The sequence below is a fragment of the Alsobacter sp. P4_H11 genome (assembly GCF_056400925.1).
This window is the reverse complement of sequence record NZ_JBFUKI010000002.1, coordinates 383,429-405,229: the sequence shown is the minus strand read 5'-3', so window position 1 is coordinate 405,229 and position 21,801 is coordinate 383,429. Positions and strand designations below refer to the sequence as shown.

Here is a 21,801-nt window from a genome sequence, read left to right as displayed (position 1 = left end):
ATTAATGCGTGTATAACAGCGTTTTCAACTTACCTAGAGTTGCATGCGGTAGTAGAGCCGGCCGCAGCATCGTCGTATGACTTCAGCTTTAGCCTGACCCTAAGATAAACCGAAAACAGCAAAAAACGACGAGCTTTAGAGCCTTGCGTCAGTGCTCCGTCGCCGCGAGCACCGCTTCGGCCCTGATTTCCTCCGTAAGTCTCGCCTTGAGGGCCGAGAACTCCGGCGTCGTTTTCACCGTGTAGTGACGCGGGTAGGGCAGGTCGACCGCGATGTCGGCCTTGATCCGCCCGGGCCGCGCGCTCATCACCAGCACGCGGGACGCCATGAAGATGGCTTCCTCGATGTCGTGGGTGACGAACAGCACCGTCTTGCGCTCGCGTTCCCAGATGCCGAGCAGCAGCTCCTGCATCAGCGATCGTGTCTGGTTGTCGAGCGCGCCGAAGGGCTCGTCCAGCAGCAGGATCTCGGGGTCGTTGGCGAGCGCGCGCGCGATGGCGGTGCGCTGCTGCATGCCGCCGGAGAGCTGCTTGGGCCAGTGGCGCTCGAAGCCGCGCAGGCCGACCTTGTCGACGTAGCTTTCCACGATCGCGTTGCGCTCGGCTTCCGGCACGCCGCGCTCCTTGAGCCCGAACGCGATGTTCTCGAACACATTGAGCCAGGGAAACAGCGTGTAGCTCTGGAACACCATGCCGCGGTCGGCCCCGGGCCGCGTCACCGCGCGCCCGTCCAGCAGGACGCGCCCGGACGTCGGGCTGTCCAGACCGGCCACGATGCGCAGCAGCGTCGACTTTCCGCAGCCTGACGGCCCCAGAATGGTGATGAAGTCGTTGGGAGCGACGCTGAGCGTGGTGGGCTCCAGCGCGCGCGTCGGCGCCCCGCCATGGACGCCCGGAAACACCCGGGAAACGGCTTCGATCGACAGCGACCCGCTTTTCACGCCAGCCTCCAGGGAAAGAGGCCGCGGTTCAGCGCCTTGAACAGGAAGTCCGAGATCAGGCCGATGAGCCCGATCACGATGATGCCGAAAATGATCTGGCCGGTGGCCATCAACGACTGACTCTCGATGATCATGTGGCCGATGCCCTCGGATGAGCCGATGAGTTCGGCGACGATCACGTAGGTCCAGGCCCATCCGAGCACCAGCCGGAGGATCTCGGCGATCTCGGGCGCATTGGCGGGGATCAGCACGCGCCTGACCACTCCCTGGTCGCCGGCGCCCAGCGTGTAGGCGGCCTCCACGAGGTCCCGCCGCGTCGCCCCGACCGCAACCGCGACCATCAGGACGATCTGGAACACCGAGCCGATGAAGATCACCAACAGCTTCTGGGTCTCGCCCAGGCCGGCCCAGAGGATCAGCAACGGAATGAAGGCGGAAGCCGGCAGGTACCGCGCAAAGGACACGAATGGCTCGAAGAACGCCTCAACCGGCTTGTAGGCCCCCATCAGGATCCCGAGCGGAACGGCCACCAACGCGGCCAGCGTGAAGCCTCCGACCACGCGCCACACCGTCATGCCGATATCGCGTGCGAAGCCGAACTTGGTCAGCAGCTCCCAGCCGTTCTGCACCATCGTGATCGGGTCGGCGAGGAAGATCTTGGACACGAATCCGCCCAGCGTGGCCAAGGCCCAGCAGGCGACGAAGAGGACGAAAAAAGACACGCCCAGCAACACGCGCTGCGTGTTGGGAATGGGCGCCAGCGGGCGCGGCATGACGACCAGGAGCGTTGGAGAGAGTGAGGGGCCGCCCGAACCCGGTCCGGGCGGCCCGAGCGGCTTACTGGATGAAGCGGGTGTCCGCCAGACCATCGAGATCCGGGATCTGTTTGATCACGCCGGCTTCGAGCAGCAGGTCGGCGGCTTCCTTCGAGAAGGTTTTGAAATCGCCCGTGAAGAACGCCTTGTTGGCGGCCTTGTCCTGCCAGCGCAGGTATTTAGACGACGCCGCGAACTGCTCGCCGGTCTGCTTCACGTCCGCGCCCATGATCTCGTTGGCCTTGGCAGGCTCCTTGGCGATCATGTCGAGGGCCTCGAAATAGCTGTCGGCCAGCGCCTTCACGGCCTTCTCGTTCTCGGCGATGAACTTCGGCGCGCAGCCGAACGTGTCCATGACGACCGGGTAGTCGAGCGTGGTCGCGATGATCTTGCCGGCTTCCGGCTTTTCGCGGACGCTGGACAGATAGGGCTCATACGTCATGGCGGCGTCGTTCTGGCCGGCGATGAACGCCTGTGCGGCCGGGCCGGGCTCCATGTTGACGATGGTGACGTCCTTGGAGGTGAGGCCGTTCTTCTTCAGCATCCAGGCGAGCACGAAATAAGGCGACGTGCCGGGGCCGGAGGCCGCCACCGACTTGCCCTTGAGGTCCTTGATGGATGCGACGCCGTTGCGCGTCACCATGCCGTCCGCGCCATAGGACTTGTCGAGCTGGAAGATCTGCTTGATCGGCACGCCATTCGCGTTCCAGACCACATAGGTCTCGACCGTCGTGGCGGCGCACTGGATGTCGCCCGACGCGACCGCGAGATGACGGCTCGCCTGCGGGATCTTCTTGATGGTGACGTCGAGGCCGTTCTTCTTGAAGATGCCGGCTTCCTTGGCGAGCGTCAGCGGCGCGAAGCCGGTCCAGCCCGAAATGCCGATCGCGACCTTGGTTTCCTGAGCAATGGCCGGGGAAGTCGCCCCGACCGCGGCCGCAAGCGCCGCTCCCATGATCCACTCTTTACGCATCCCGCTCTCCCTCGCTCGAAGCCGCCGTCACGACGGCCGCACCATGAGGGCATTCAAGCGTGGACCCTGCTATTTGTCTATACAAACGTGCTGCGATGCGGCGCCGGTCAGGCCGCCTGGGCGTCCACCAGGCTGTCGATGCGCGCGGCCAGCGTCTCGGCGTTGAACGGCTTCACGATCATGGGGCCGAGCGGATTGCCGTAGACGTCATGGGACTTCGTCTGCGCGGTGATCAGCAGCACCGGAATGGTGGCGAGCTGCGCGCGCCGCGCCATGGCGTTCTTGACGTCCGCGCCCGTATGCGGCGGCATGAGCCAGTCGCACACCACGAGCCCGTATGCGCGCTCCGCCACACGGTTCAGCCCGGCCTGGGCGCCGACCGCAACGTCAACGTCGCGAAAGCCTGCCTGATGCAGAAGCCCCCGCAGGATGTTGGTCATGATCTGGCTGTCGTCGATCACGAGCACGGGCGACGAGCGGTCCAACGGCATTGTGTCTCCCTCCCCGGCGGTGGGTTCGGCTAAACTCACGTCAATTGATGCCCTACCCCGGTTGAGATTCGATTATGCCGAACATCGAAAGATCGCATTTTCGCTGATTAGCCGAGAATGCCGGGCAAATTCAGCTGCTGCTCCCGCGCGCAGTCCAACGCCTCCTCGTAGCCCGCATCGGCGTGACGCATCACGCCGGTCGCCGGATCATTCCACAGCACCCGCTCGATCCGCTTGGCCGCCTCCGGCGTGCCATCCGCGACGATCACCATGCCGGCATGCTGCGAGAAGCCCATGCCGACCCCGCCGCCATGATGCAGCGACACCCAGGTGGCGCCCGATGCGCAGTTCAGCAGGGCGTTGAGCAGCGGCCAGTCCGACACGGCGTCCGATCCGTCCCGCATGGCTTCGGTTTCCCGGTTCGGGGACGCCACCGAGCCTGAATCGAGATGGTCGCGGCCGATCACGACGGGCGCCTTGAGTTCGCCGCTGGCCACCATCTCGTTGAAGGCCAGCCCGAGGCGGTGCCGATCGCCGAGGCCGACCCAGCAGATCCGCGCCGGCAGGCCCTGGAAGCTGATGCGCTCGCGCGCCATGTCGAGCCAGTTGTGCAGGTGGGCGTTGTCGGGCAACAGCTCCTTCACCTTGGCGTCCGTGCGGTAGATGTCCTCCGGATCGCCCGACAGCGCGGCCCAGCGGAACGGCCCGATGCCCCTGCAGAACAGCGGCCGGATATAGGCGGGCACGAAGCCCGGGAAGTCGAACGCGTCGGCGACGCCCTCCTCCTTGGCGACCTGGCGGATGTTGTTGCCGTAGTCGAGCGTCGGCACGCCCGCGCGGTGGAAGTCCAGCATGGCGCGGACATGCTCGGCCATGGAGCGCTTGGCCGCCGTGGCGACCTGCTGCGGGTGGGTCTCGCGCTCGCTCTCCCACTGGGCGACGCTCCACCCCTTGGGCAGGTAGCCGTTTACCGGGTCATGCGCGGAGGTCTGGTCGGTGACGACGTCCGGCCGCACGCCTCGGCGCACCAGCTCGGGGAAGATGTCGGCCGCGTTGCCGAGCACGCCCACCGAGAGCGGCTTCTTGTCCCGGCAGGACTGCTCGATCATGGCCAGCGCCTCGTCGAGGTCCTTGGCCTGCACGTCGAGGTAGCGCGTGCGCAACCGCATTTCGATGCGCGACGCCTGGCACTCCACCGCGAGGCAGGAGGCGCCCGCCATGGTGGCGGCCAGCGGCTGCGCGCCTCCCATGCCGCCGAGCCCGGCGGTGAGGATCCACTTGCCGGCCAGCGAGCCGCCATAGTGGCGGCGCCCCACTTCCACGAAGGTCTCGTAGGTGCCCTGCACGATGCCTTGCGTGCCGATATAGATCCAGGATCCGGCCGTCATCTGGCCGTACATCATCAGGCCCTTGCGATCGAGGGCGTTGAAATGGTCCCAGTTGGCCCAGTGCGGCACCAGGTTCGAGTTGGCGATCAGCACACGCGGGGCGTCCGGGTGCGTCTTGAATACGCCGACCGGCTTGCCGGACTGCACCAGCAGGGTCTCGTCGGCGTTGAGATCCCGCAGCGCCGCCACGATGCGGTCGAAGCTCTCCCAGTCGCGCGCCGCGCGGCCGATGCCGCCATACACCACGAGCTCGCCGGGCCGCTCGGCCACCTCGGCGTCGAGGTTGTTCATCAGCATGCGCAGCGGCGCTTCGGTGAGCCAGCTTTTCGCCGTGATCTCGGTGCCCCGGGGGGCGCTGATGCGGCGGGCGTTGTCGATGCGGGTCATGGGCGGGTCCTCAACAATCAGCGCGCGGTGGCGAAGTGCAGGCAGGCTTCCAGCGCGGCGCGCAGCCGCGCCGTGATCGGGGCCGCGTAGGCGGGATCGAAGGCGGTCGGCCATTCGCCCTCGCGCACGGGCCCGGGCGTCTCGGGCATGTAGCCCCGGCCGGCGAGCTCCATCTGGATGGCGTGGACGCCGCCCTCGGGCGCGCCGAAGAACCGCGTGATCCAGCCGCCTTTGAAGCGGCCATTGGTGACGCGCGTGAACGGCGCGCCGTCGCAGGCGGCTTCCACCGCGGCGGTGAGCGCCGGATCGCAGCTCGCGCCGGCGTTCGTGCCGATGTTGAAGTTCGGCAGCTCGCCCTCGAACAGCCGCGGGACTGCCGAGCGGATCGAGTGGCAGTCATACAGCACGACCTTGGGGTGGATCGTGCGCAGCCGCCGCAGCTCGGCCCCGAGGGCCGCATGGTAGGGGTCGAAATAGAGCCGCCGGCGCTCCGCGATCGAGGCGGCGTCGGGCGCGTGGCCGGGCTCGTAGAGCGGCTCGCCGTCGAAGCTCGTGCTGGGGCAAAGCTCCGTGGTGGCCTGCCCGGGATACAGCGAGGCGCCAGAGGGATCGCGGTTCACGTCAATCACGGTGCGCGAGATCGCCGTGTGGACGATCGTGGCGCCGAGCTCGCGCGCGAAGCCGTAGAGCGTCTCGATGTGCCAGTCCGCGTCCTTGCGGGCCAGCCAGGGCGAGACGAGGCCCCGGTCGAAGGGCGCAGGGATCGCCGTGCCGGTGTGCGGGATACTCAGCAGCAGCGGCGCATCGCGCCGCTCGACGGTCAGCCAGTCGTTCACGCGCGTTCTCCCTCAAGGCGGGGCAGCAGGCCGGGGCCGACCGCGTCCGCGAGCGCCCCGCTTCGGACGAGGCCGGCCGCGGCCGCCATGTCGGGCGCAAAATAGCGGTCCTCGCCCAGCGCCGGGACGATCGCCCGCAGCGCCGCGACGGCGCGCTCCAGCGCCGGGCTGGACCGCAGCGGCGCGTGGAAGCCGCAGCCCTGCGCGGCGGCCAGAAGCTCGATCGCCACCACCTGGACGGCGTTCTCGGCCATGGGCAGCAGGCGCCGCGCGCCATGGGCCGCCATGGAGACGTGATCCTCCTGGTTGGCCGAGGTCGGGATCGAGTCGACGCTTGCCGGATAGGCGCGCTGCTTGTTCTCCGAAACCAGCGCGGCTGCCGTGACCTGCGGTATCATGAAGCCCGAGTTGAGGCCCGGATGGGCGGTCAGGAACGCCGGTAGCCGCGACAGCGTCGGATCCACCAGCATGGCGACGCGCCGCTCGGCCAGCGATCCGATCTCGCAGATCGCCATCGCGATCATGTCCGCCGCAAACGCGACCGGCTCGGCGTGGAAATTGCCGCCGGAGATGACTTCGCCGGTATCCGCGAACACAAGAGGGTTGTCCGAGACGCCGTTGGCCTCGATCTCGAGCGTCGCGGCGGCCTGGCGCAGCAGGTCGAGACAGGCCCCCATCACCTGCGGCTGGCAGCGCAGGCAGTAGGGATCCTGCACGCGGTCGTCGCCGACGAGGTGCGACTGGCGAATCGCGGAGCCCGCCATCAGGCCACGCAGCGCATCCGCCACCTCGATCTGCCCGCGATGGCGGCGCAAGGCGTGAATCCGAGGGTCGAATGGCCCGTCCGAGCCCTTGGCGGCGTCGGTGGATAGCGCTCCCGTCACCAGCGCGGCCTGGAAGGCCCGCTCGGCGTCAAACAGTCCCGCCAGCGCCAGCGCGGTGGAGACCTGCGTGCCGTTCAGCAGCGCCAGTCCCTCCTTCGGACCGAGCGCAACGGGCGCAAGCCCGGCGGCCGCCAGCGCCCGCCCGGCCGGCATCCGCTCGCCGCGGGCGAAGACCTTGCCCTCGCCGATCAGCGCCAGCGTCATGTGCGCGAGCGGCGCGAGATCGCCCGACGCGCCCACGGATCCCTGGGCCGGGATCACAGGGAGGATGTCGTGGTCGAGCAGGCCGGTGAGCGCCTGCAAGGTTGTCCAACGCACGCCCGAGGCGCCCTGCGCGAGGCTTGCGGCCTTGAGGGCGATGATGAGCCGAACTACTGCGGCCGGGAGCGGCTCCCCGACGCCTGCCGCATGCGACAGCACGATGTTGCGCTGGAGCTGCGCCAGATCCGCGTCCGCGATGCGCACCGAGGCCAGCCGGCCGAACCCGGTATTGATGCCATAGACCGGCTCGCCCTTGGCGATCACGGCCGCCACCGCCGCCGCGCTCGCGTCCACGGCGTCGCGGCATTCCGGCGTGAGTACAGTTTTCGCTCCAGCGTATACACGGCGAAGATCGGTGAGCGGGATGGCTCCGGGAACCAGTGCGACGGCGCTCATCGGCCTCTCCAGACGCGGGCGTGAAGGGGGTTCAGCCCCATGCGGTAGACCAGCTCGGCCGGCCGCTCGACATTCCAGATCGCGAGGTCGCAGGATTTGCCGACGCTCAGCGTGCCGATCTCGTCGAGCCGCCCCAGAGCTCGCGCGGCCTCGCGCGTCACGGCGGCCAGACACTCGTCGACCGTCATGCGAAATAGCGTCGCCGCCATGTTCATGGTCAGCAGCAGCGAGGTGAGCGGCGAGGTGCCGGGATTGCAGTCCGTCGCCAGCGCCATCGGGACGCCGTGCTGGCGAAAAAGCGCCACCGGCGGAACCTTGGTCTCGCGAATGAAGTAGAACGCGCCCGGCAGCAGCACCGCAACCGTGCCGGCGCGCGCCATCGCGGCCGCGCCCTCGTCGTCGGTGTGCTCCAGGTGGTCCGCCGAGAGCGCGCCATGGTGGGCCGCCAGCCCTGCGCCATGCAGGTTGGACAACTGGTCGGCGTGGAGCTTCACCGGGAGGCCGGCCGCCTTCGCGGCCTCGAACACCCGCGCGGTCTCGTCGGTCGAAAACGCGATCCCTTCGCAGAACGCGTCCACGGCGTCGGCCAGGCCCGCCTTCGCGGCGGCCGGGATCATCTCCCGGCAGACCAGGTCGATGAAGGCGGCCTTGTCGCCCTTCGCCTCGGGCGGCAGCGCATGGGCGCCCAGCAGCGTCGTGGTCACCAATACGGGGCGCTCGGAGCCGAGCCGTCGGGCCGCCCGCAACTGCTTCATCTCGGTCGCGACATCCAGCCCGTAGCCGGACTTGATCTCGACCGTGGTGACGCCCTCGGCCAACAGCGCGTCGAGCCGCGGCAGGGCGGCGCCGACGAGCGCGTCCTCGTCGGCCGCGCGCGTCGCCGCCACGGTGGAGACGATGCCGCCGCCCGCCCGCGCGATCTCCTCGTAGGAGGCGCCGGCCAGCCGCAGCTCGAACTCCTGCGCGCGGTCGCCGCCGTAAACCAGATGCGTGTGGCAGTCGATGAGGCCCGGCGTGATCCAGCGCCCCTCGCAGGCGACGCGCTCGGCGGCGTCCCAGCCGCCCGGCAGATCCGCCTCCGGCCCCGCGAACGCGATGCGTCCGCCCCGGCACGCCACGGCGCCGTTTTCGACCACGCCGAGGCCCGGCCCGGCTCCGTCCAGCGTCAGCAGTCGCGCGCCGAGCCAGATCCTGTCATATCGCTCCCGATGATCCGCCATTTCGGTTGCGCGCCTCCCGGTTTGCCGGTTTAATTGTCTATACATAACCAGAATGGATCGCCCATGGGAAGGCTCATTTTCGATCACGCGTTGCTGCCTGACGGATGGGCGCGCGACGTCGCCGTGACGGTTCGGGACGGTGTCATCGAGGCGGTGGCGCCCGGCGCGGAGCCGCAGGCCGCGGACCGGCGGGTGAGCGGCGTCGCGCTTCCGGGCCTCCCCAACCTCCATTGCCACGCCTTTCAGCGCGCCATGGCGGGCCTTGCCGAAACGCGCGGGCCGACAGGCGACAGCTTCTGGACCTGGCGCCAGGTCATGTACCGCTTCCTCGGCGCGCTCACGCCCGAGGACGTCGAGGCCGTGGCGGCCTTCGCCTACATGGAGATGCTGGAAGGCGGCTTCACGACGGTGGGCGAGTTCCACTACCTCCACCACGACGCTGATGGCCGGCCCTACGCCAACCTCGCCGAGATGTGCGAGCGCATCGCGGCCGCGGCGACCGAGACCGGCATTGGTCTCACCCTGCTGCCGAGCCTCTACGCCCAGGGCGGCGTCGGCGGCCAGCCGCCCGTGCCCGGGCAGCGTCGCTTCCTGAACGATCCGGAGCGCTTCCTGCGTCTGGTCGAAGGCGCGCGAAAGGCCGTCGCCGGCCTGCCGGCCGCCCGCGTCGGCGTCGCGCCCCATTCGCTGCGCGCCGTGACGCCCGAGCAGCTCAGGACGGTGCTGGACGCCATGCCGGACGGCCCGGTCCATATCCACGCGGCCGAACAGGTGAAGGAGGTCGAGGACTGCGTCGCCTGGTCGGGCCTGCGCCCGGTCGAGTGGCTCCTCGCCAACGCGCCCGTGGACGCGCGCTGGTGCCTGATCCACACCACCCACATGACGCCGGACGAAACCCTGCGCCTCGCCCGGTCGGGCGCGGTGTCTGGCCTGTGCCCACTCACCGAAGGCAGCCTCGGCGACGGGGTGTTCGATGGCGTGCGCTTCGGCGAAAGCGGCGGCCTGTTTGGCGTCGGCACCGATTCCAACATCGAGATCACCGCCCCGGGCGAGTTGAAGCAGCTCGAATATTCGCAGCGGCTCGCCCATCTCGGGCGCAACATGATGGCGCTGACCGAGGGCGAACATACGGGCCGTCGGCTCTACGACGCCGCGCTCGCGGGCGGCGCCCGGGCGATGGGTCGCCCGATCGGCGCCATCGCGCCGGAGATGCGCGCCGACTTCGTCGTGCTCGACGGGGAACACCCTGATCTCGCGGCCGTGTCCGGCGATCGCTGGCTCGACGCCTATGTGTTTACGGCCGGCCGCGCGGCCATCGGCAGCGTCTTCGTGGGCGGCGAGCAGGTGGTGGAGGGCGGCCGCCATCGCGCTCGCGCGGCGATCACGCGCCGCTATGTGGACGTGCTTCGGCGCGTCGGGGCCTGAGCGCATGCCGCATCGGCTGAAGCGGGCCACCGCCGAGGAGAACATTCCGCGCTACGCCGAGATCCGGCGGGCGCTGGAGGGCGCGATCATGTCGGGCGCCTGGCCGCCCGGCCACCGGGTGCCGTCCGAGCATGAGTTGATGGCGCAGTTCGACTGCTCGCGCATGACCGTCAACAAGGCGCTGTCCGGTCTGGCCGAGGCCGGCCTCGTGGTCCGCAAGCGCCGCTCCGGCAGCTTCGTGGCGACGCCCGCTTCCGAGCAGACCGTGCTGGAGATCCACGACATCCAGAAGGAGGTTCTCGCCAGCGGGCGCGAGTACCGCTTCGAGATCGTGACGCGCCGGCGCGGCAAGGCCACGGCGGCCGAAGCCGAGCTGCTGGGCGTGAAGGCCGGGGGGCAAGTTCTGGCCCTCAGCGTCCGGCACTTCGCGGGCGGGAAGCCCTTCGCGGCGGAGCGCCGGCTGATCAACCTCGCCCGTGTCCCCGAAGCCGAGGCTGAGAGCTTCGCGCAGGCGCCACCCGGCAGCTGGCTGCTGGCGCGCATTCCGTGGACCGAGGCCGAGCACCAGATCAGCGCCGCCAACCTGGACAATGACACCGCCGAACTGCTGTCGCTTGCGCCCGGAGCCGCCTCCCTCGTTGTCGAGCGCCGCACCTGGCAGGGCGGCGTGCCGATCACCTGCGTGACGCTGTTCTATCCGGGCGACCGGCACCGCCTCATCGGGCGTTTCGCGCCGCCGGCGGGCCGGGGCTGAGCCTCAGGCGCGGCCGAGCGGCCAAACGTCCACCGCCACCTTGAGGCTGTGCCCGGACGACGCCAGCACGATGCCGGAAGACGGCGCCACGTCGGCATAGTCGCGCCCCACCGCCAGAACGACGTGATCCTCGCCGGCCAGAATGGCGTTGGTGGGATCGAAGCCGATCCAGCCCAGCCCGGCGCCGCACCAGGCGCTCGCCCAGGCATGCGTGGCGTCCGCGCCCACCAGCCTCTCGGCCCCCGGTGGCGGGTACGTGCGCAGATAGCCGCTGACGTAGAGCGCCGGCAGCCCGAGGCTGCGCAGGCTGGCGATCATCAGGTGGGCGAAATCCTGGCAAACGCCGCGGCGGTTCGACAGCACCTCGGCGATCGGCGTCGAGATCTCGGTGGCCTTCGGGTCATAGGTGAAATCGTCGTAGATGCGGCGCATCAGCTCCGTCACGGCTTCGACGATCGGCCGGCCGGGCGTGAAGCTCGGTTCCGCATAGGCGGCGGCCGCCGCCGAGATGGGCGTATGGCGGCTGCCGAACAGCCCGTGCACGGGCGATCCCGCGCCAAGGTCGTCGATCTCGCCCGCGGCCGATCGCACGCTTTCCCACGGCTCGGACAGCATGGGGGCGATCGCGTCCCGAGCCGGCGCCTCGACGGTCGTCACCGCCCGGATCGTCAAGGTCTGGTGCGGTTCCGCGAAGGCGACGTTCAGGCTCCAGTTGCCGAAAAAGTCCCGCACGCGCGTGCTTTCGACGGGCTTGGGCGCGATGTGCAGCTCATGCGCCAGCACGCGCTGGCCATCGCGGCTCGCAGGCTCCAGGTGCAACTGGCACCGCGCGAAGGAGACCCGACCGTCGTAATCATACACGGTCGTGTGGCTGATCTCGTAGATCAAGCTCCCTCCTCCGGATCGGGCGGCGTCTGCGAGAAGAACCGGGCCGTGATCTCGGTGGAGAGCTCCATCAGGCGGTTTTCGACCGCCAGGACGTCGGCGGGCTCGAGATCCTCGACATCCGTCACCCGCAGCCCGGTGGCGACCTGCAGCACGATCTTCTGCGGCAGATCGAGCGCCGCATGGGTGGGCAGGTTGCTGAGCGCCGCCAGATGATCCTGGATGCGCGCCACCTGGAACGCCACCGCGCGCGGGTTGCCGTCGTCCAGCGCCACGAGGTCGATCACCGGCAGGCGCAATGCGCCCATCAGGTAGCGCGCCCGGTAGGTGATCTGGCTGTCGCTGATCTCCAGCAGCGCTTCGAGGCTGGCGGCCGACGCTTCCGCGTCCGCAAGCCGGCGCACGCAGCGGCCGGTTAATACGCCGCGCTCGATGCGGCGGCCGATCTCGAGGAAACGCCAGCCCGAAAGGCGGTTCATGTTCTCCTGCACGAGGCCCGAGAAGGCCGCCATGACGCGCAGCGCCTGGTCGCAGAGATCCAGCGCCTCCGCCTGTGAGACGCTGACGCCCTCGTGTTCGAACAGGCGGGAGAGGTCGGCGAGCGCCCGCACGGCGTCGGACGATAGCCTGTCGCGGATCACGGATGCGGTGCGCCGCGCCTCGCCGATGAGGCTCAAGACCGAGCCGCCGCATTCGGCCGACCGCAAGGCTTGGTCCAGCAAGGCCGGCGCCTTGGGGCCCTTGTCCTCGCTCTCCGGCGCGGCCCCCCACGCGACCAGCATGTCGCAGAGCCGCACCACGGCGTCGCGCGCCGGCCCCGTTGTCTCGCTGCTCTCCACCAGCAGTCCGGCGAGGCAGCGCACCACCCGCACGGTCGCTTCGGCGCGCTCCAGATAGCGGCCGAGCCAGAACAGGTTTTCGGCGGCCCGGCTTGGTAGGTAGCCGATCACGCGGCGGATCTGCGGCTGGGCGGGCGAAGGCAGCAGGCTGAGGCGCTCGACGGGCTCGTCGGCCGTGATCCACACATCGGCCGAGCGGTCGCCAAGCTGCATGGAAAGCGCCCGCGCGTCCTGCGAGCCGGAAACGCGGCAAAATCCGCCCGGCAGCACTTCCCAGCCATCCTCGGTGGCCACCACATAGGCGCGCAGCGTGAAGGGCCGGGGCTCCAGCCGGCCCTCGGTCCACACCGGCATGGTGGACAGGCGCACCATCTCCTGGCCGACCACGTCGAAGCCGCGTCGCTCGAGCACGGTTTCGAGCGCCGCGCGGGCGTCGGCGTCGAGTTCCGCCCCGGGCGTCGGGTTGGGCGGCAGCGGCCAGCCGGAGCGGGCCGGGAAGGCGGGCGCGATTGCGAGCCTGTCGAGGTTTTGGCGCACGTGCTCGCGCTCGGCCTTGTGGCCGCACCACCAGGTAGCGACGTTGGGCAAGCTGAGGTCGCGGCCGAGCACCTGGCGCGCCAGCGCGGGCATGAAGCCAAGCAGGCCGCGCGCCTCGATCACGCCGGCGCCGAGCGGGTTGGCGAGCACCACCTTGCCGGCCCGCACTGCGTCCACGAGCCCGGGCACGCCGATGCGCGAGGAAGGCTGCAGCTCCACCGGGTCGGCGAATTCGGCGTCGAGGCGGCGCACCAGCACGTCGACGCGCTTCAGCCCCGCGATGGTGCGCACGAACACCGCGCCGTCCCGCACCGTCAGGTCGCCGCCTTCTACAAGGAGGAAGCCGAGATAGCGCGACAGGTAGGCGTGCTCGAAATAGGTCTCGTTCAGCGGCCCGGGCGTCAGCAGGCAGATGCGCGACGCCTCGCGGCCGGCCTGCGCGGCGAGCGCGCTGCGCCACGTCTGGAAAAAGGGCGCCAGCCGCCGCACGTTCATGCCGCCATAAAGGTCCGGCACGGCGCGCGACAGCGCGATGCGGTTCTCCAGCGCGTAGCCCATACCGGACGGCGCCTGCGCGCGATCGCCCAGCACCCACCAGCGTCCATCCGGCCCGCGGCCAAGATCCGCGGCGTAAACCTGCAGCCGGCGCCGTCCGCGCGACGGCAGGCCCACCATCGGGCGCAGGAAATCCGGACTTCCGGCGATCAGCGTCGCCGGGAGGAAGCCGTCCGCCACCAGCCGGCCAGGGCCGTAGACATCGTCCAGCACGGCGTCCAGCAGCTCCGCGCGCTGCACGAGGCCGGCGGCCAGCGCCGACCACTCGGCCTCGGGGATCACCAGCGGCACGTGGCTCAGCGCCCAGGAGCGCTCGCGGCTCTGTCCGGCGTCATAAACGCGGTAGTACACGCCCGAGTCGCGCTGGTGGCGGTCCGCCAGCGCAAAGGCGCGGTCCACCTCGGCGGGGTCGCCCGAGAGCCGGTCCAGAACCGGGGCCCAATGCGGCCGCAGCCGGCCGTCCCCGTCCACGAACTCGTCGCGGATGCCCGGCAGGGGCCGGTACCCGGCCAGCAAGGCGGCGGCGCGCGTGGACGCGGCCTTGGCGGCGGCTACGCCGGCTCGCGGCGTCAAGACATCCACCCGGGCGGCCTGCGGCGCAGATCCAGCGTCATCGGGAATTCCAGAGACGGCTCCGCCGGCGGCGGCGCGATCGGTCCCGGCGTATGCCCGTGGGCATCGAAGCGGGCGAGGCGCCGCGCCTCGGCCTCGTAGGCGTTCACCGGGAAGGTGTCGTAGCTGCGCCCGCCCGGATGGGCCACATGATAGACGCAGCCGCCCAGCGAACGGCCGGACCAGATGTCCAGGATGTCGAAGGTCAGCGGCGCATGCACCGGGATGGTGGGATGCAGGCCGGACGCCGGCTGCCACGCCTTGAACCGCACGCCCGCCACCGCCTCGCCGGCGACGCCGGTGGGCGTCATCGGCACGCGCCGGCCGTTGCACGTCACGACATGGCGCGACGGGTTGAACCCGTCCGCCTTCACCTGCATGCGCTCGACGGAGGAGTCGACGAACCGCACAGTGCCGCCGATCGCGCCGGTCTCGCCCATGACATTCCAGGGCTCCAGCGCCTGCCGGATCTCCATCTGCACGCCCCCAGCCTCGATCGCGCCGTAGAACGGGAAGCGGAACTCGCGCTGCGCCTCGAACCACAGCGGATCGATGGCGTAGCCGGCGCGGCGCAGGTCGGAGACGACCTCCAGGAAGTCGCCCCACATCACGTGCGGCAGCATGAAGCGGTCGTGCAGGGCCGTGCCCCAACGCGTGAAGTCGCCGTCCTGCGGCTGGCGCCAGAACCACGCGATCAGGGCGCGTAGCAGCAATTGCTGCGCCAGGCTCATGCGCGAGTCCGGCGGCATCTCGAAGGAGCGGAACTCCAAGAGGCCGAGGCGGCCGGTCGGCCCATCCGGCGAGAACAGCTTGTCGATGCAGATCTCGGAGCGGTGAGTGTTGCCGGTCACGTCCACCAGCAGGTTGCGGAACAGCCGGTCCACCAGCCAGGGCGGGGTTGGCGGCCCGCCCGGGCCGGAGACCATCCGGATGGCGGTTTCGAGCTCATAAAGTGAATCGTGCCGCGCCTCGTCGACGCGCGGCGCCTGGCTGGTCGGGCCGATGAACAGCCCCGAGAACATGTAGGACAGGCAGGGATGGCGCTGCCAGTAGAGCACGAGGCTCTTCAGGAGGTCCGGCCGGCGCAGGAACGGGCTGTCGGCCGGCGTCGCGCCGCCCACCACCACGTGGTTGCCGCCGCCCGTGCCGGTGTGGCGGCCGTCCACCATGAACTTGTCGGCGCCGAGCCGCGAGAGCCGCGCCTCCTCGTAGACGCCCTGCGTGATCGCCACGAGTTCGCGCCAGTTGGCGGCGGGCTGGACGTTCACCTCGATCACGCCGGGATCGGGCGTTACCTTCAGGACGTCGATGCGCGGGTCCTGCGGCGGCGCATAGCCCTCGATGCGGACCTTCAGGCGGTTGTCGCGCGCCGTGTCCTCAATGGCTGCGATGAGCTCGAGATAGTCCTCGAGCTTCTTCACCGGCGGCATGAACACGTAGAGGATGCCGTCGCGTACCTCGAACGCCACGGCGGTGCGCACCGCGCCCGCGATCGCGACCTGCTCCACCAGTTCCTGCGAGGCGACGCCGCTCTCCGGCTGCGCGCCCGCGATCTGTGGCTGCGTATGCTCTTTGTCCGGCGCCTGCACGAGCGCCGCGATGGCGGCGGCGGGCGGCAGCGGGCCGCGGGGCTCGGCCGGGTCGGCCGGCACCACATACGGGTAGGACGCCGCCGGTACGTGCGGCAGGCTGCCGAGCGGCAGGCGGTAGCCGACGGGTGAGTCTCCCGGCACCAGGAAGAGCTTGCCCCGGCGCAGCTTCCAGCGCTCGGTCTGCCAGCGCTTGTCGCCGGCCTGCGCGTTCCAGGTTTGCACCGGCAGCACCCAGCCGGTGGCGCGGCCGAGGCCATGCTCGAACACCCGCGCGATGCGGGCCCGCGCCTCGGGGTCCTCGAGCTTGGAGTCGAGCGGGTCGACGTTGTCGGGGAGCTCGGCCTCTTTCAGGATCCACTGCGCCGGATCCTCATAGGCCGGCACAGCATAATCGGCCGGAATGCCGAGCCGCTCGGCGAACCCACGCGCCACGGCTTCGGCCTGCTCGGGCTGCAGCGGCGCCTCGGGCGTCTCCAGCGCCAGCAGCGAGGGATCGCGCCACACGGGCTCGCCGTCCTTGCGCCAGTAGAGCGCGAAGGTCCAGCGCGGCAGCGATTCTCCCGGATACCACTTGCCCTGGCCGTGATGCAGGAAGCCGCCGGGCGCGAAGCGCTGCTGCAGCCGCCGGACCAGCGCGTCCGCGCGCTCCCGCTTGGTCGGTCCGACCGCGGCGGTGTTCCACTCCTCGGCCTCGTAGTCGTCCACCGACACGAAGGTCGGCTCGCCGCCCATGGTGAGCCGCACGTCCTGCGCGGCGAGGTCGCGGTCCACCTGCTCGCCGACCCGGTCTAGCGCCTGCCAGGCCTCGTCGGCGAAAGGCAGCGTGATGCGCGGCGCCTCGGCCACGCGGGTCACGTCCATCGCAAAGGCGAAATCGACCTGCGCGAAGCCCACCATGCCGGTGATCGGCGCGGCCGAGCGGTAATGCGGCGTGGCCGCGAGCGGAATGTGCCCTTCGCCGCAGAACAGGCCCGACGTGGGATCGAGCCCGATCCAGCCCGCGCCCGGGATGTAGACCTCGGCCCAGGCATGGAGGTCGGTGAAGTCGTGATCGGTCCCGGCCGGGCCGTCGAGAGCCTTGAGGTCGTGCTTGAGCTGGATGAGGTAGCCAGAGCAGAACCGCGCCGCGAGGCCGAGCCGGCGCAGCACCTGCACGAGCAGCCAGCTCGTGTCGCGGCAGGAGCCGACCCCGATCGTCAGGGTCTCGGCCGGCGTCTGCACGCCCGCCTCCATGCGGATCGTGTAGCCGATCTGCTGTTGCAAACGCTGGTTCAGCCCGACCAGGAAGTCCACCACCGGCAGCGGCTCGCGCGAGATGCCGGCCACATAGGCGTCGAGCTCCGGGCCGCCGTCCTCCAGCTCCAGATAGGGCAGCAGCTCGTGCTGGAGCTCCATGGGATAGGCGAATGGGATCGTCTGGGCGTAGTCCTCGACAAAGAAGTCGAACGGGTTCACCACCGCGAGCTCGGCGATGAGGTCCACCTCGATCTTCAGCTCGGTCGCGGGCTCGGGGAACACCAGCCGCGCCAGCCAATTGCCGTGCGGATCCTGCTGCCAGTTGATGAAGTGGTTGGCGGGCGAGACCTTCAGCGAATAGCTCTTCACCGGCGTGCGGCTGTGCGGAGCCGGACGCAGGCGGATCACCTGCGGGCCGATCATGACCGGCCGGTCATAGGTGTAGTGCGTCAGATGGTGGAGGGCTGCGGTGATGGACACAGGGCTCTTCCGGTTGAGGACAGATGCGCCGCCCTTGGTGATCAGGGTTACGCGTTCACAACAGGGAGGCAAGGCTTATGCCGCCCCGGAGCCCCGTTCGTGCACAATTGACAAGCTGAAGGCTGCCAATGGCCGCGCGCAACCCCAGCCGGCGGCCTGCGTTTGGAATGGCTCTTTCAAAGGCTCGCAAGTGGAGCGCGCCCCCTCTCCCTGTGCCACGGAGAGGGGGCGCGTTGCGGCGCTTCGTTCGACAGTCCAGGAGAAAAGCAATGGCCGAGACCCGCACCGAGACCGACAGCTTCGGACCCATCGAGGTTCCGGCCGCGCATTACTGGGGCGCACAGACGCAGCGCTCGACCCAGAACTTCGCGATCGGCGTCGAGAAGATGCAGCCGCCGCTCATCCAGGCGCTCGTCACCGTCAAGAAGGCGGCCGCGCTGGTGAATCGCGACCTCGGCGAACTCGACCCCAAGTTGGCCGACGCTATCGTGGCGGCCGCCGACGAGGCGTTGGCCGGTCGCCTGCCGGACGAATTCCCGCTCGCAGTGTGGCAGACCGGCTCCGGCACGCAGACCAACATGAACGTCAACGAGGTGTTGGCCGGCATCGCCAACGAGCGGCTCGGCGGCCAGCGCGGCGGCAAGACGCCGGTGCATCCCAACGACCACGTCAACCGCGGCCAGTCGTCCAACGACACGTTCCCGACCGCCATGCATGTCGCGGCCGCGGGGGAGATCGAGGGCCGGCTTTTGCCAGCGCTCGAGAAGCTGCACGCCTCGGTGGACGCCAAGGCCAGGCAGTTCGCCTCCATCGTGAAGATCGGTCGCACGCATACTCAGGACGCGACGCCGCTGACGCTGGGGCAGGAATTCTCCGGCTACGCCGCCCAGATCGAGCTCGGGATCGCGCGCATTCGCGCCGCGCTGCCCAATCTCTACCCACTCGCGCAGGGCGGCACGGCGGTTGGCACCGGCCTCAACGCCCATCCGCGCTTCGCCGAAGCAGTCGCGGCGAAGATCGCCGAGCTGACGGGCCTGCCCTTTACGAGCGCCGCGAACAAGTTCGAGGCGCTGGCCAGCAACGACGCATTGGTGTTCGTGCACGGCGCCCTGAACGCGCTCGCGACCGGGCTGTTCAAGGTCGCCAACGACATCCGTTTCCTGGCCTCCGGCCCGCGCTCGGGTCTCGGCGAGCTAACGCTGCCCGAAAACGAGCCGGGCTCGTCCATCATGCCCGGCAAGGTCAATCCGACCCAGTGCGAGGCCATGACGATGGTGTGCTGCCGGGTGTTCGGCAATCAGACCACCGTTACGGTGGCGGGCAGCCAGGGCCACTTCGAGCTCAACGTCTACAAGCCCGTGATCATCGACGCGGCGCTGCAGTCCATCCGCCTCTTGGCCGACGCCTCCGACAGCTTCCGCGAGCACTGCGTCGACGGCATCGAGGCCAACCAGGACCGCATCGACGACCTGATGCGCAGGTCGCTCATGCTCGTCACCGCGCTAGCGCCCAAGATCGGCTACGACGCCGCCGCCAAGCTGGCCAAGACCGCCCACCACAACGGCACCACGCTCCGCGAGGAAGCCCTGCGCATGGGGCTGGTGACCGAGCAGGAGTTCGACGAGATCGTACGGCCGGAGACCATGGTGGGGCCGGGCTGACTGTCGTCGGGCCATCCTCCCGTCATTGCGAGCCGGAGGCGAAGCAATCCAGTCTAAGGGCCGACTTTTAGGCCTGGATTGCTACGCTGCGCTCGCAATGACGGCAGGGTGGCCGCACTATCCAAACCGTCATCCCCGGCGGCCTGCGCAGCAGGTCGGGAAGGGGATCCAGGAGCAAAGGCGCTCACTCCTGGACCCCTTCCCGCCGCTTCGCGGCGCCGGGGATGACGGCGAGGCGGTTCCGCCTCGCGCGCTCTCTAAACAGCCAACCCAGCCAGCCGCCCCGGCAACTCGGCGATCGCAGTCCGATCCGCGTTCGCGAACGCCACACGCAGATGGCCATCCTGCCCGGCTCCGAAAAAGCCGCCCGGCAACGCCAGTACGCCGCGCTCCTGCGCGAGCCTGCGCGCCACCACGGGCGCGGCGACGCCCGGAAAGGGATGCGCCACATAGGCGAAATAGGCCCCGATCGAGTCCACCCGCCATCCCGGCAATTGGCCGAACGCCGCCCGGAACGCCTCCGCCCGCGCCGTGATCTCGCGCCGGTTCGCCTCGCGCCAGTCGTCCAGCGCGCCGATCGCCCAGGTGAGCGCGACCTGGCCGGCCCGCGCCGGGCAGATCTGGATGCAGTCCAGCACCTTGCCGATCTCGACGATCACGGCCTCTCCGGCCGTCACCGCGCCGAGCCGGTGGCCGGGCACGCAGTAGGACTTCGAGAAGCTGTAGAGCCCGATCACGGTGTCGCCCCACGCGGGCTCGCCGAACAATCCGTGCGGCCGCTGGTGCGCGCCCTCCAGGAAATCCCGATAGGTCTCGTCCACGACCAGCCAGATGTTCCGGCGCCGGCACAGCGCCGCGAAGCGCGCCAGCGTCTCGGGCGAATACACCGCGCCCGTGGGATTGTTGGGCGTGATCAGCACGATCGCCTTCACGCGATCATCGATCAGCGCCTCGGCGGTCTCGACGTCCGGCACGAAGCCGTTTTCGGCCGAGCAGGGCAGGGGCCGCGCCTCCACGCCGAGCATGCGGCACGTCATCTCGTGATTGAAGTACCACGGTGAGGGCAGCAACACGGCGTCGCCAGCTTTCGCGAGCGCCATCAGCGCGATCACGAAGGCCTGGTTGCAGCCGGCCGTGATCGCGGTCTCGGCGGCGCGGATCGGCGCGCCGAATAGCGCGGAGCAGTGCGCCGCATAGGCCTCGCGCAGGGCGTCGTCGCCGAAGATCGATCCGTAGCCGGCCGACCGCACGTCCCCGGCCGCGGCCGCGAGGCGCGCCAGCATCTCGGGATGCGGCGGATAGCCGGGCACCGCCTGGGAGAGGTCGACCAGGGGGCCGCGCCCGCCCGCATAGGCCCGGGCCCAGCCCTGCGCTTCCGGAATCGGCGGCGTGCCGGTGTCGACGAGGTTCGGATTGAGGGCGGGCATGCGAGTGATCCCTGGCGGCCTTGCGCGCGCGGCGTCCTTCCTACAGGCTTCGACCCGAGGGTCCAACCCGTCGCGCATCCCCGGCGCGCCGGACCCGCCACGAGGGCGAGAGTTGTGAACGACGACAAGCTGAAGGCGCTGCGAGAGAAGTATGGGGCCGCCCGCGGCGGCGACATCTACGATCCCGAATTCGCCAAGGTGGCGGCCGGCCAGTTCCAGGGCGACCGGCGCAAGTGGCCCTATGCGGACCCGGCCACCTTCATGGGCGCGGCCTTCCGGCCGCAGGCTCTGGAGGAGAACTTCGCCGGCCTCGACGTCGCCGTGGTGGGCGTGCCGATGGATCTTGGCGTCACCAACCGGGCCGGCGCCCGCCTCGGCCCGCGCGCGGTGCGCTCGGTGGAGCGCATCGGCCCGTTCGAGCACGTGCTGCGCCGCGCGCCCCTGCAGACGCTGCGGGTGGCGGATGTCGGCGACGTCCCGTTCCGCAGCCGCTTCAGCCTGGAGAGCTGCCACGAGGACATCGTCGACTACTTCAGCAAGATCGTGGACGCCGGCGTGATCCCGCTCTCGGTCGGCGGCGACCACTCGATCAGCATGTCGATCCTGAAGGCGGTGGGCCGCGACCGGCCGGTCGGCATGGTGCATATCGACGCCCATGCGGACACGTCTGGCCCCTATGAGGGCTCGAAGTTCCACCATGGCGGGCCGTTCCGGCAGGCGGTGCTGGACGGCGTTCTCGACCCCGAGCGCGTGGTGCAGATCGGCATCCGCGGCGGCGCCGAGTATCTCTGGGAGTTCTCGTTCGACTCCGGCATGACGGTGATCCACGCCGAGGAATTCGCCGCCATGGGGCCCGAGGCCGCCATCGCCAAGGCTCGGCAGGTGGTGGGCGACGGCCCGACCTACGTGTCCTTTGATGTCGACAGCCTGGACCCGGCCTTCGCGCCCGGCACGGGGACGCCCGAGGTTGGCGGGCTGACGCCGCGCGAGGCGCTGCAGATCCTGCGCGGCATGCAGGGCGTTGACGTGGTGGGCGGCGACGTCGTCGAGGTCGCGCCGCAATACGACGCCACCAGCAACACCGCCCAGGCGGGCGCGCAGGTGCTGTTCACCATCCTGTCGCTGATCGACATCGCGCACGAACGCCGCAAACGCGGCTGAGCCATGCGCGGCGCGCTCTTCCGCGCTGCAGCATGGCGCTTATCTT

The 21,801-nt window shown here is 69.7% G+C and carries 16 protein-coding genes; 4 read left to right on the top strand and 12 right to left on the bottom strand.

Annotation, left to right across the window (positions count from 1 at the left end):
* Nucleotides 1–148: 148 nt before the first annotated feature.
* The 8 genes from AC1DSZ_RS05245 to hutI all read right to left on the bottom strand — a co-directional run bounded on the left by AC1DSZ_RS05245 (nt 149) and on the right by hutI (nt 8,591).
* The gene (locus AC1DSZ_RS05245; protein WP_476837320.1) at nt 149–940 is read right to left on the bottom strand and encodes an ABC transporter ATP-binding protein; all 792 of its coding nucleotides are present in this window, start codon (nt 938–940) and stop codon (nt 149–151) included.
* Complete coding sequence (locus AC1DSZ_RS05240; protein ID WP_188515820.1) at nt 937–1,713, bottom strand: ABC transporter permease; 777 nt, start codon at nt 1,711–1,713, stop codon at nt 937–939. Before AC1DSZ_RS05240 ends, AC1DSZ_RS05245 begins: the two co-directional genes overlap by 4 nt.
* A 64-nt stretch (nt 1,714–1,777) precedes the next feature.
* The gene (locus AC1DSZ_RS05235) at nt 1,778–2,728 is read right to left on the bottom strand and encodes an ABC transporter substrate-binding protein (protein WP_476837319.1); all 951 of its coding nucleotides are present in this window, start codon (nt 2,726–2,728) and stop codon (nt 1,778–1,780) included.
* Nucleotides 2,729–2,835: 107 nt separating this feature from the next.
* Nucleotides 2,836–3,219 (bottom strand): response regulator, encoded by a 384-nt coding sequence (locus AC1DSZ_RS05230; RefSeq protein WP_476837318.1) that lies wholly within the window; start codon nt 3,217–3,219, stop codon nt 2,836–2,838.
* 107 nt (nt 3,220–3,326) lie between these two features.
* On the bottom strand, nt 3,327–4,994 hold the full coding sequence (gene hutU / locus AC1DSZ_RS05225; protein WP_476837317.1) for a urocanate hydratase: 1,668 nt from the start codon (nt 4,992–4,994) through the stop codon (nt 3,327–3,329).
* A 17-nt stretch (nt 4,995–5,011) separates the two neighbouring features.
* The gene (gene hutG, locus AC1DSZ_RS05220; RefSeq protein WP_476837316.1) at nt 5,012–5,830 is read right to left on the bottom strand and encodes an N-formylglutamate deformylase; all 819 of its coding nucleotides are present in this window, start codon (nt 5,828–5,830) and stop codon (nt 5,012–5,014) included.
* Nucleotides 5,827–7,371, bottom strand: coding sequence for a histidine ammonia-lyase (hutH, locus tag AC1DSZ_RS05215; protein WP_476837315.1), 1,545 nt, complete (start codon nt 7,369–7,371; stop codon nt 5,827–5,829). Before hutH ends, hutG begins: the two co-directional genes overlap by 4 nt.
* Entirely contained in the window at nt 7,368–8,591 is a 1,224-nt protein-coding gene (gene hutI, locus AC1DSZ_RS05210; RefSeq protein WP_476837314.1) for an imidazolonepropionase, read from the bottom strand. Before hutI ends, hutH begins: the two co-directional genes overlap by 4 nt.
* A gap of 63 nt (nt 8,592–8,654) precedes the next feature.
* Between hutI and AC1DSZ_RS05205 the strand changes: the two genes are divergently transcribed.
* Together AC1DSZ_RS05205 and hutC are read left to right on the top strand one after the other, a co-directional pair.
* Nucleotides 8,655–10,016: a formimidoylglutamate deiminase gene (locus AC1DSZ_RS05205; protein ID WP_476837313.1), complete on the top strand. Its 1,362-nt coding sequence runs from the start codon at nt 8,655–8,657 to the stop codon at nt 10,014–10,016.
* A gap of 4 nt (nt 10,017–10,020) precedes the next feature.
* Nucleotides 10,021–10,770, top strand: coding sequence for a histidine utilization repressor (gene hutC, locus AC1DSZ_RS05200; protein ID WP_476837312.1), 750 nt, complete (start codon nt 10,021–10,023; stop codon nt 10,768–10,770).
* Between the two features lie 3 nt (nt 10,771–10,773).
* Here the strand turns inward: hutC and AC1DSZ_RS05195 are convergent, their stop codons facing one another.
* From AC1DSZ_RS05195 to AC1DSZ_RS05185, 3 genes are read right to left on the bottom strand one after another with little or no spacing between them, the layout of a single operon-like run.
* Complete coding sequence (locus AC1DSZ_RS05195) at nt 10,774–11,658, bottom strand: transglutaminase family protein (RefSeq protein ID WP_476837311.1); 885 nt, start codon at nt 11,656–11,658, stop codon at nt 10,774–10,776.
* Complete coding sequence (locus AC1DSZ_RS05190) at nt 11,655–14,168, bottom strand: circularly permuted type 2 ATP-grasp protein (RefSeq protein ID WP_476837310.1); 2,514 nt, start codon at nt 14,166–14,168, stop codon at nt 11,655–11,657. Before AC1DSZ_RS05190 ends, AC1DSZ_RS05195 begins: the two co-directional genes overlap by 4 nt.
* Nucleotides 14,156–17,506, bottom strand: coding sequence for a transglutaminase family protein (locus AC1DSZ_RS05185; protein ID WP_476837309.1), 3,351 nt, complete (start codon nt 17,504–17,506; stop codon nt 14,156–14,158). Before AC1DSZ_RS05185 ends, AC1DSZ_RS05190 begins: the two co-directional genes overlap by 13 nt.
* A 269-nt stretch (nt 17,507–17,775) precedes the next feature.
* Between AC1DSZ_RS05185 and fumC the strand changes: the two genes are divergently transcribed.
* A complete protein-coding gene (gene fumC, locus AC1DSZ_RS05180; protein ID WP_476837308.1) occupies nt 17,776–19,167 on the top strand; it encodes a class II fumarate hydratase in 1,392 nt (463 codons plus the stop codon).
* A gap of 257 nt (nt 19,168–19,424) precedes the next feature.
* Here fumC and AC1DSZ_RS05175 read toward each other — a convergent pair whose 3' ends face one another.
* Nucleotides 19,425–20,594 carry an aminotransferase gene (locus tag AC1DSZ_RS05175; protein WP_476837307.1) on the bottom strand — a complete coding sequence of 390 codons (1,170 nt, stop codon included), beginning with the start codon at nt 20,592–20,594 and terminating at the stop codon, nt 19,425–19,427.
* Between the two features lie 114 nt (nt 20,595–20,708).
* On the opposite strand from AC1DSZ_RS05175, the gene speB reads away from it, so the two are divergent.
* Complete coding sequence (gene speB / locus AC1DSZ_RS05170; RefSeq protein WP_476837306.1) at nt 20,709–21,755, top strand: agmatinase; 1,047 nt, start codon at nt 20,709–20,711, stop codon at nt 21,753–21,755.
* Nucleotides 21,756–21,801: the final 46 nt, after the last annotated feature.

What these genes read in the sequence shown, in the direction of transcription:
- AC1DSZ_RS05175 (WP_476837307.1), bottom strand. Translation starts at nt 20,594, where the DNA reads ATGCCCGCCCTCAATCCGAACCTCGTCGACACCGGCACGCCGCCGATT.
- AC1DSZ_RS05235 (WP_476837319.1), bottom strand. Translation starts at nt 2,728, where the DNA reads ATGCGTAAAGAGTGGATCATGGGAGCGGCGCTTGCGGCCGCGGTCGGG.
- hutU (WP_476837317.1), bottom strand. Translation starts at nt 4,994, where the DNA reads ATGACCCGCATCGACAACGCCCGCCGCATCAGCGCCCCCCGGGGCACC.
- fumC (WP_476837308.1), top strand. Translation starts at nt 17,776, where the DNA reads ATGGCCGAGACCCGCACCGAGACCGACAGCTTCGGACCCATCGAGGTT.
- AC1DSZ_RS05205 (WP_476837313.1), top strand. Translation starts at nt 8,655, where the DNA reads ATGGGAAGGCTCATTTTCGATCACGCGTTGCTGCCTGACGGATGGGCG.
- AC1DSZ_RS05240 (WP_188515820.1), bottom strand. Translation starts at nt 1,713, where the DNA reads ATGCCGCGCCCGCTGGCGCCCATTCCCAACACGCAGCGCGTGTTGCTG.
- hutH (WP_476837315.1), bottom strand. Translation starts at nt 7,371, where the DNA reads ATGAGCGCCGTCGCACTGGTTCCCGGAGCCATCCCGCTCACCGATCTT.
- hutI (WP_476837314.1), bottom strand. Translation starts at nt 8,591, where the DNA reads ATGGCGGATCATCGGGAGCGATATGACAGGATCTGGCTCGGCGCGCGA.
- hutC (WP_476837312.1), top strand. Translation starts at nt 10,021, where the DNA reads ATGCCGCATCGGCTGAAGCGGGCCACCGCCGAGGAGAACATTCCGCGC.
- AC1DSZ_RS05230 (WP_476837318.1), bottom strand. Translation starts at nt 3,219, where the DNA reads ATGCCGTTGGACCGCTCGTCGCCCGTGCTCGTGATCGACGACAGCCAG.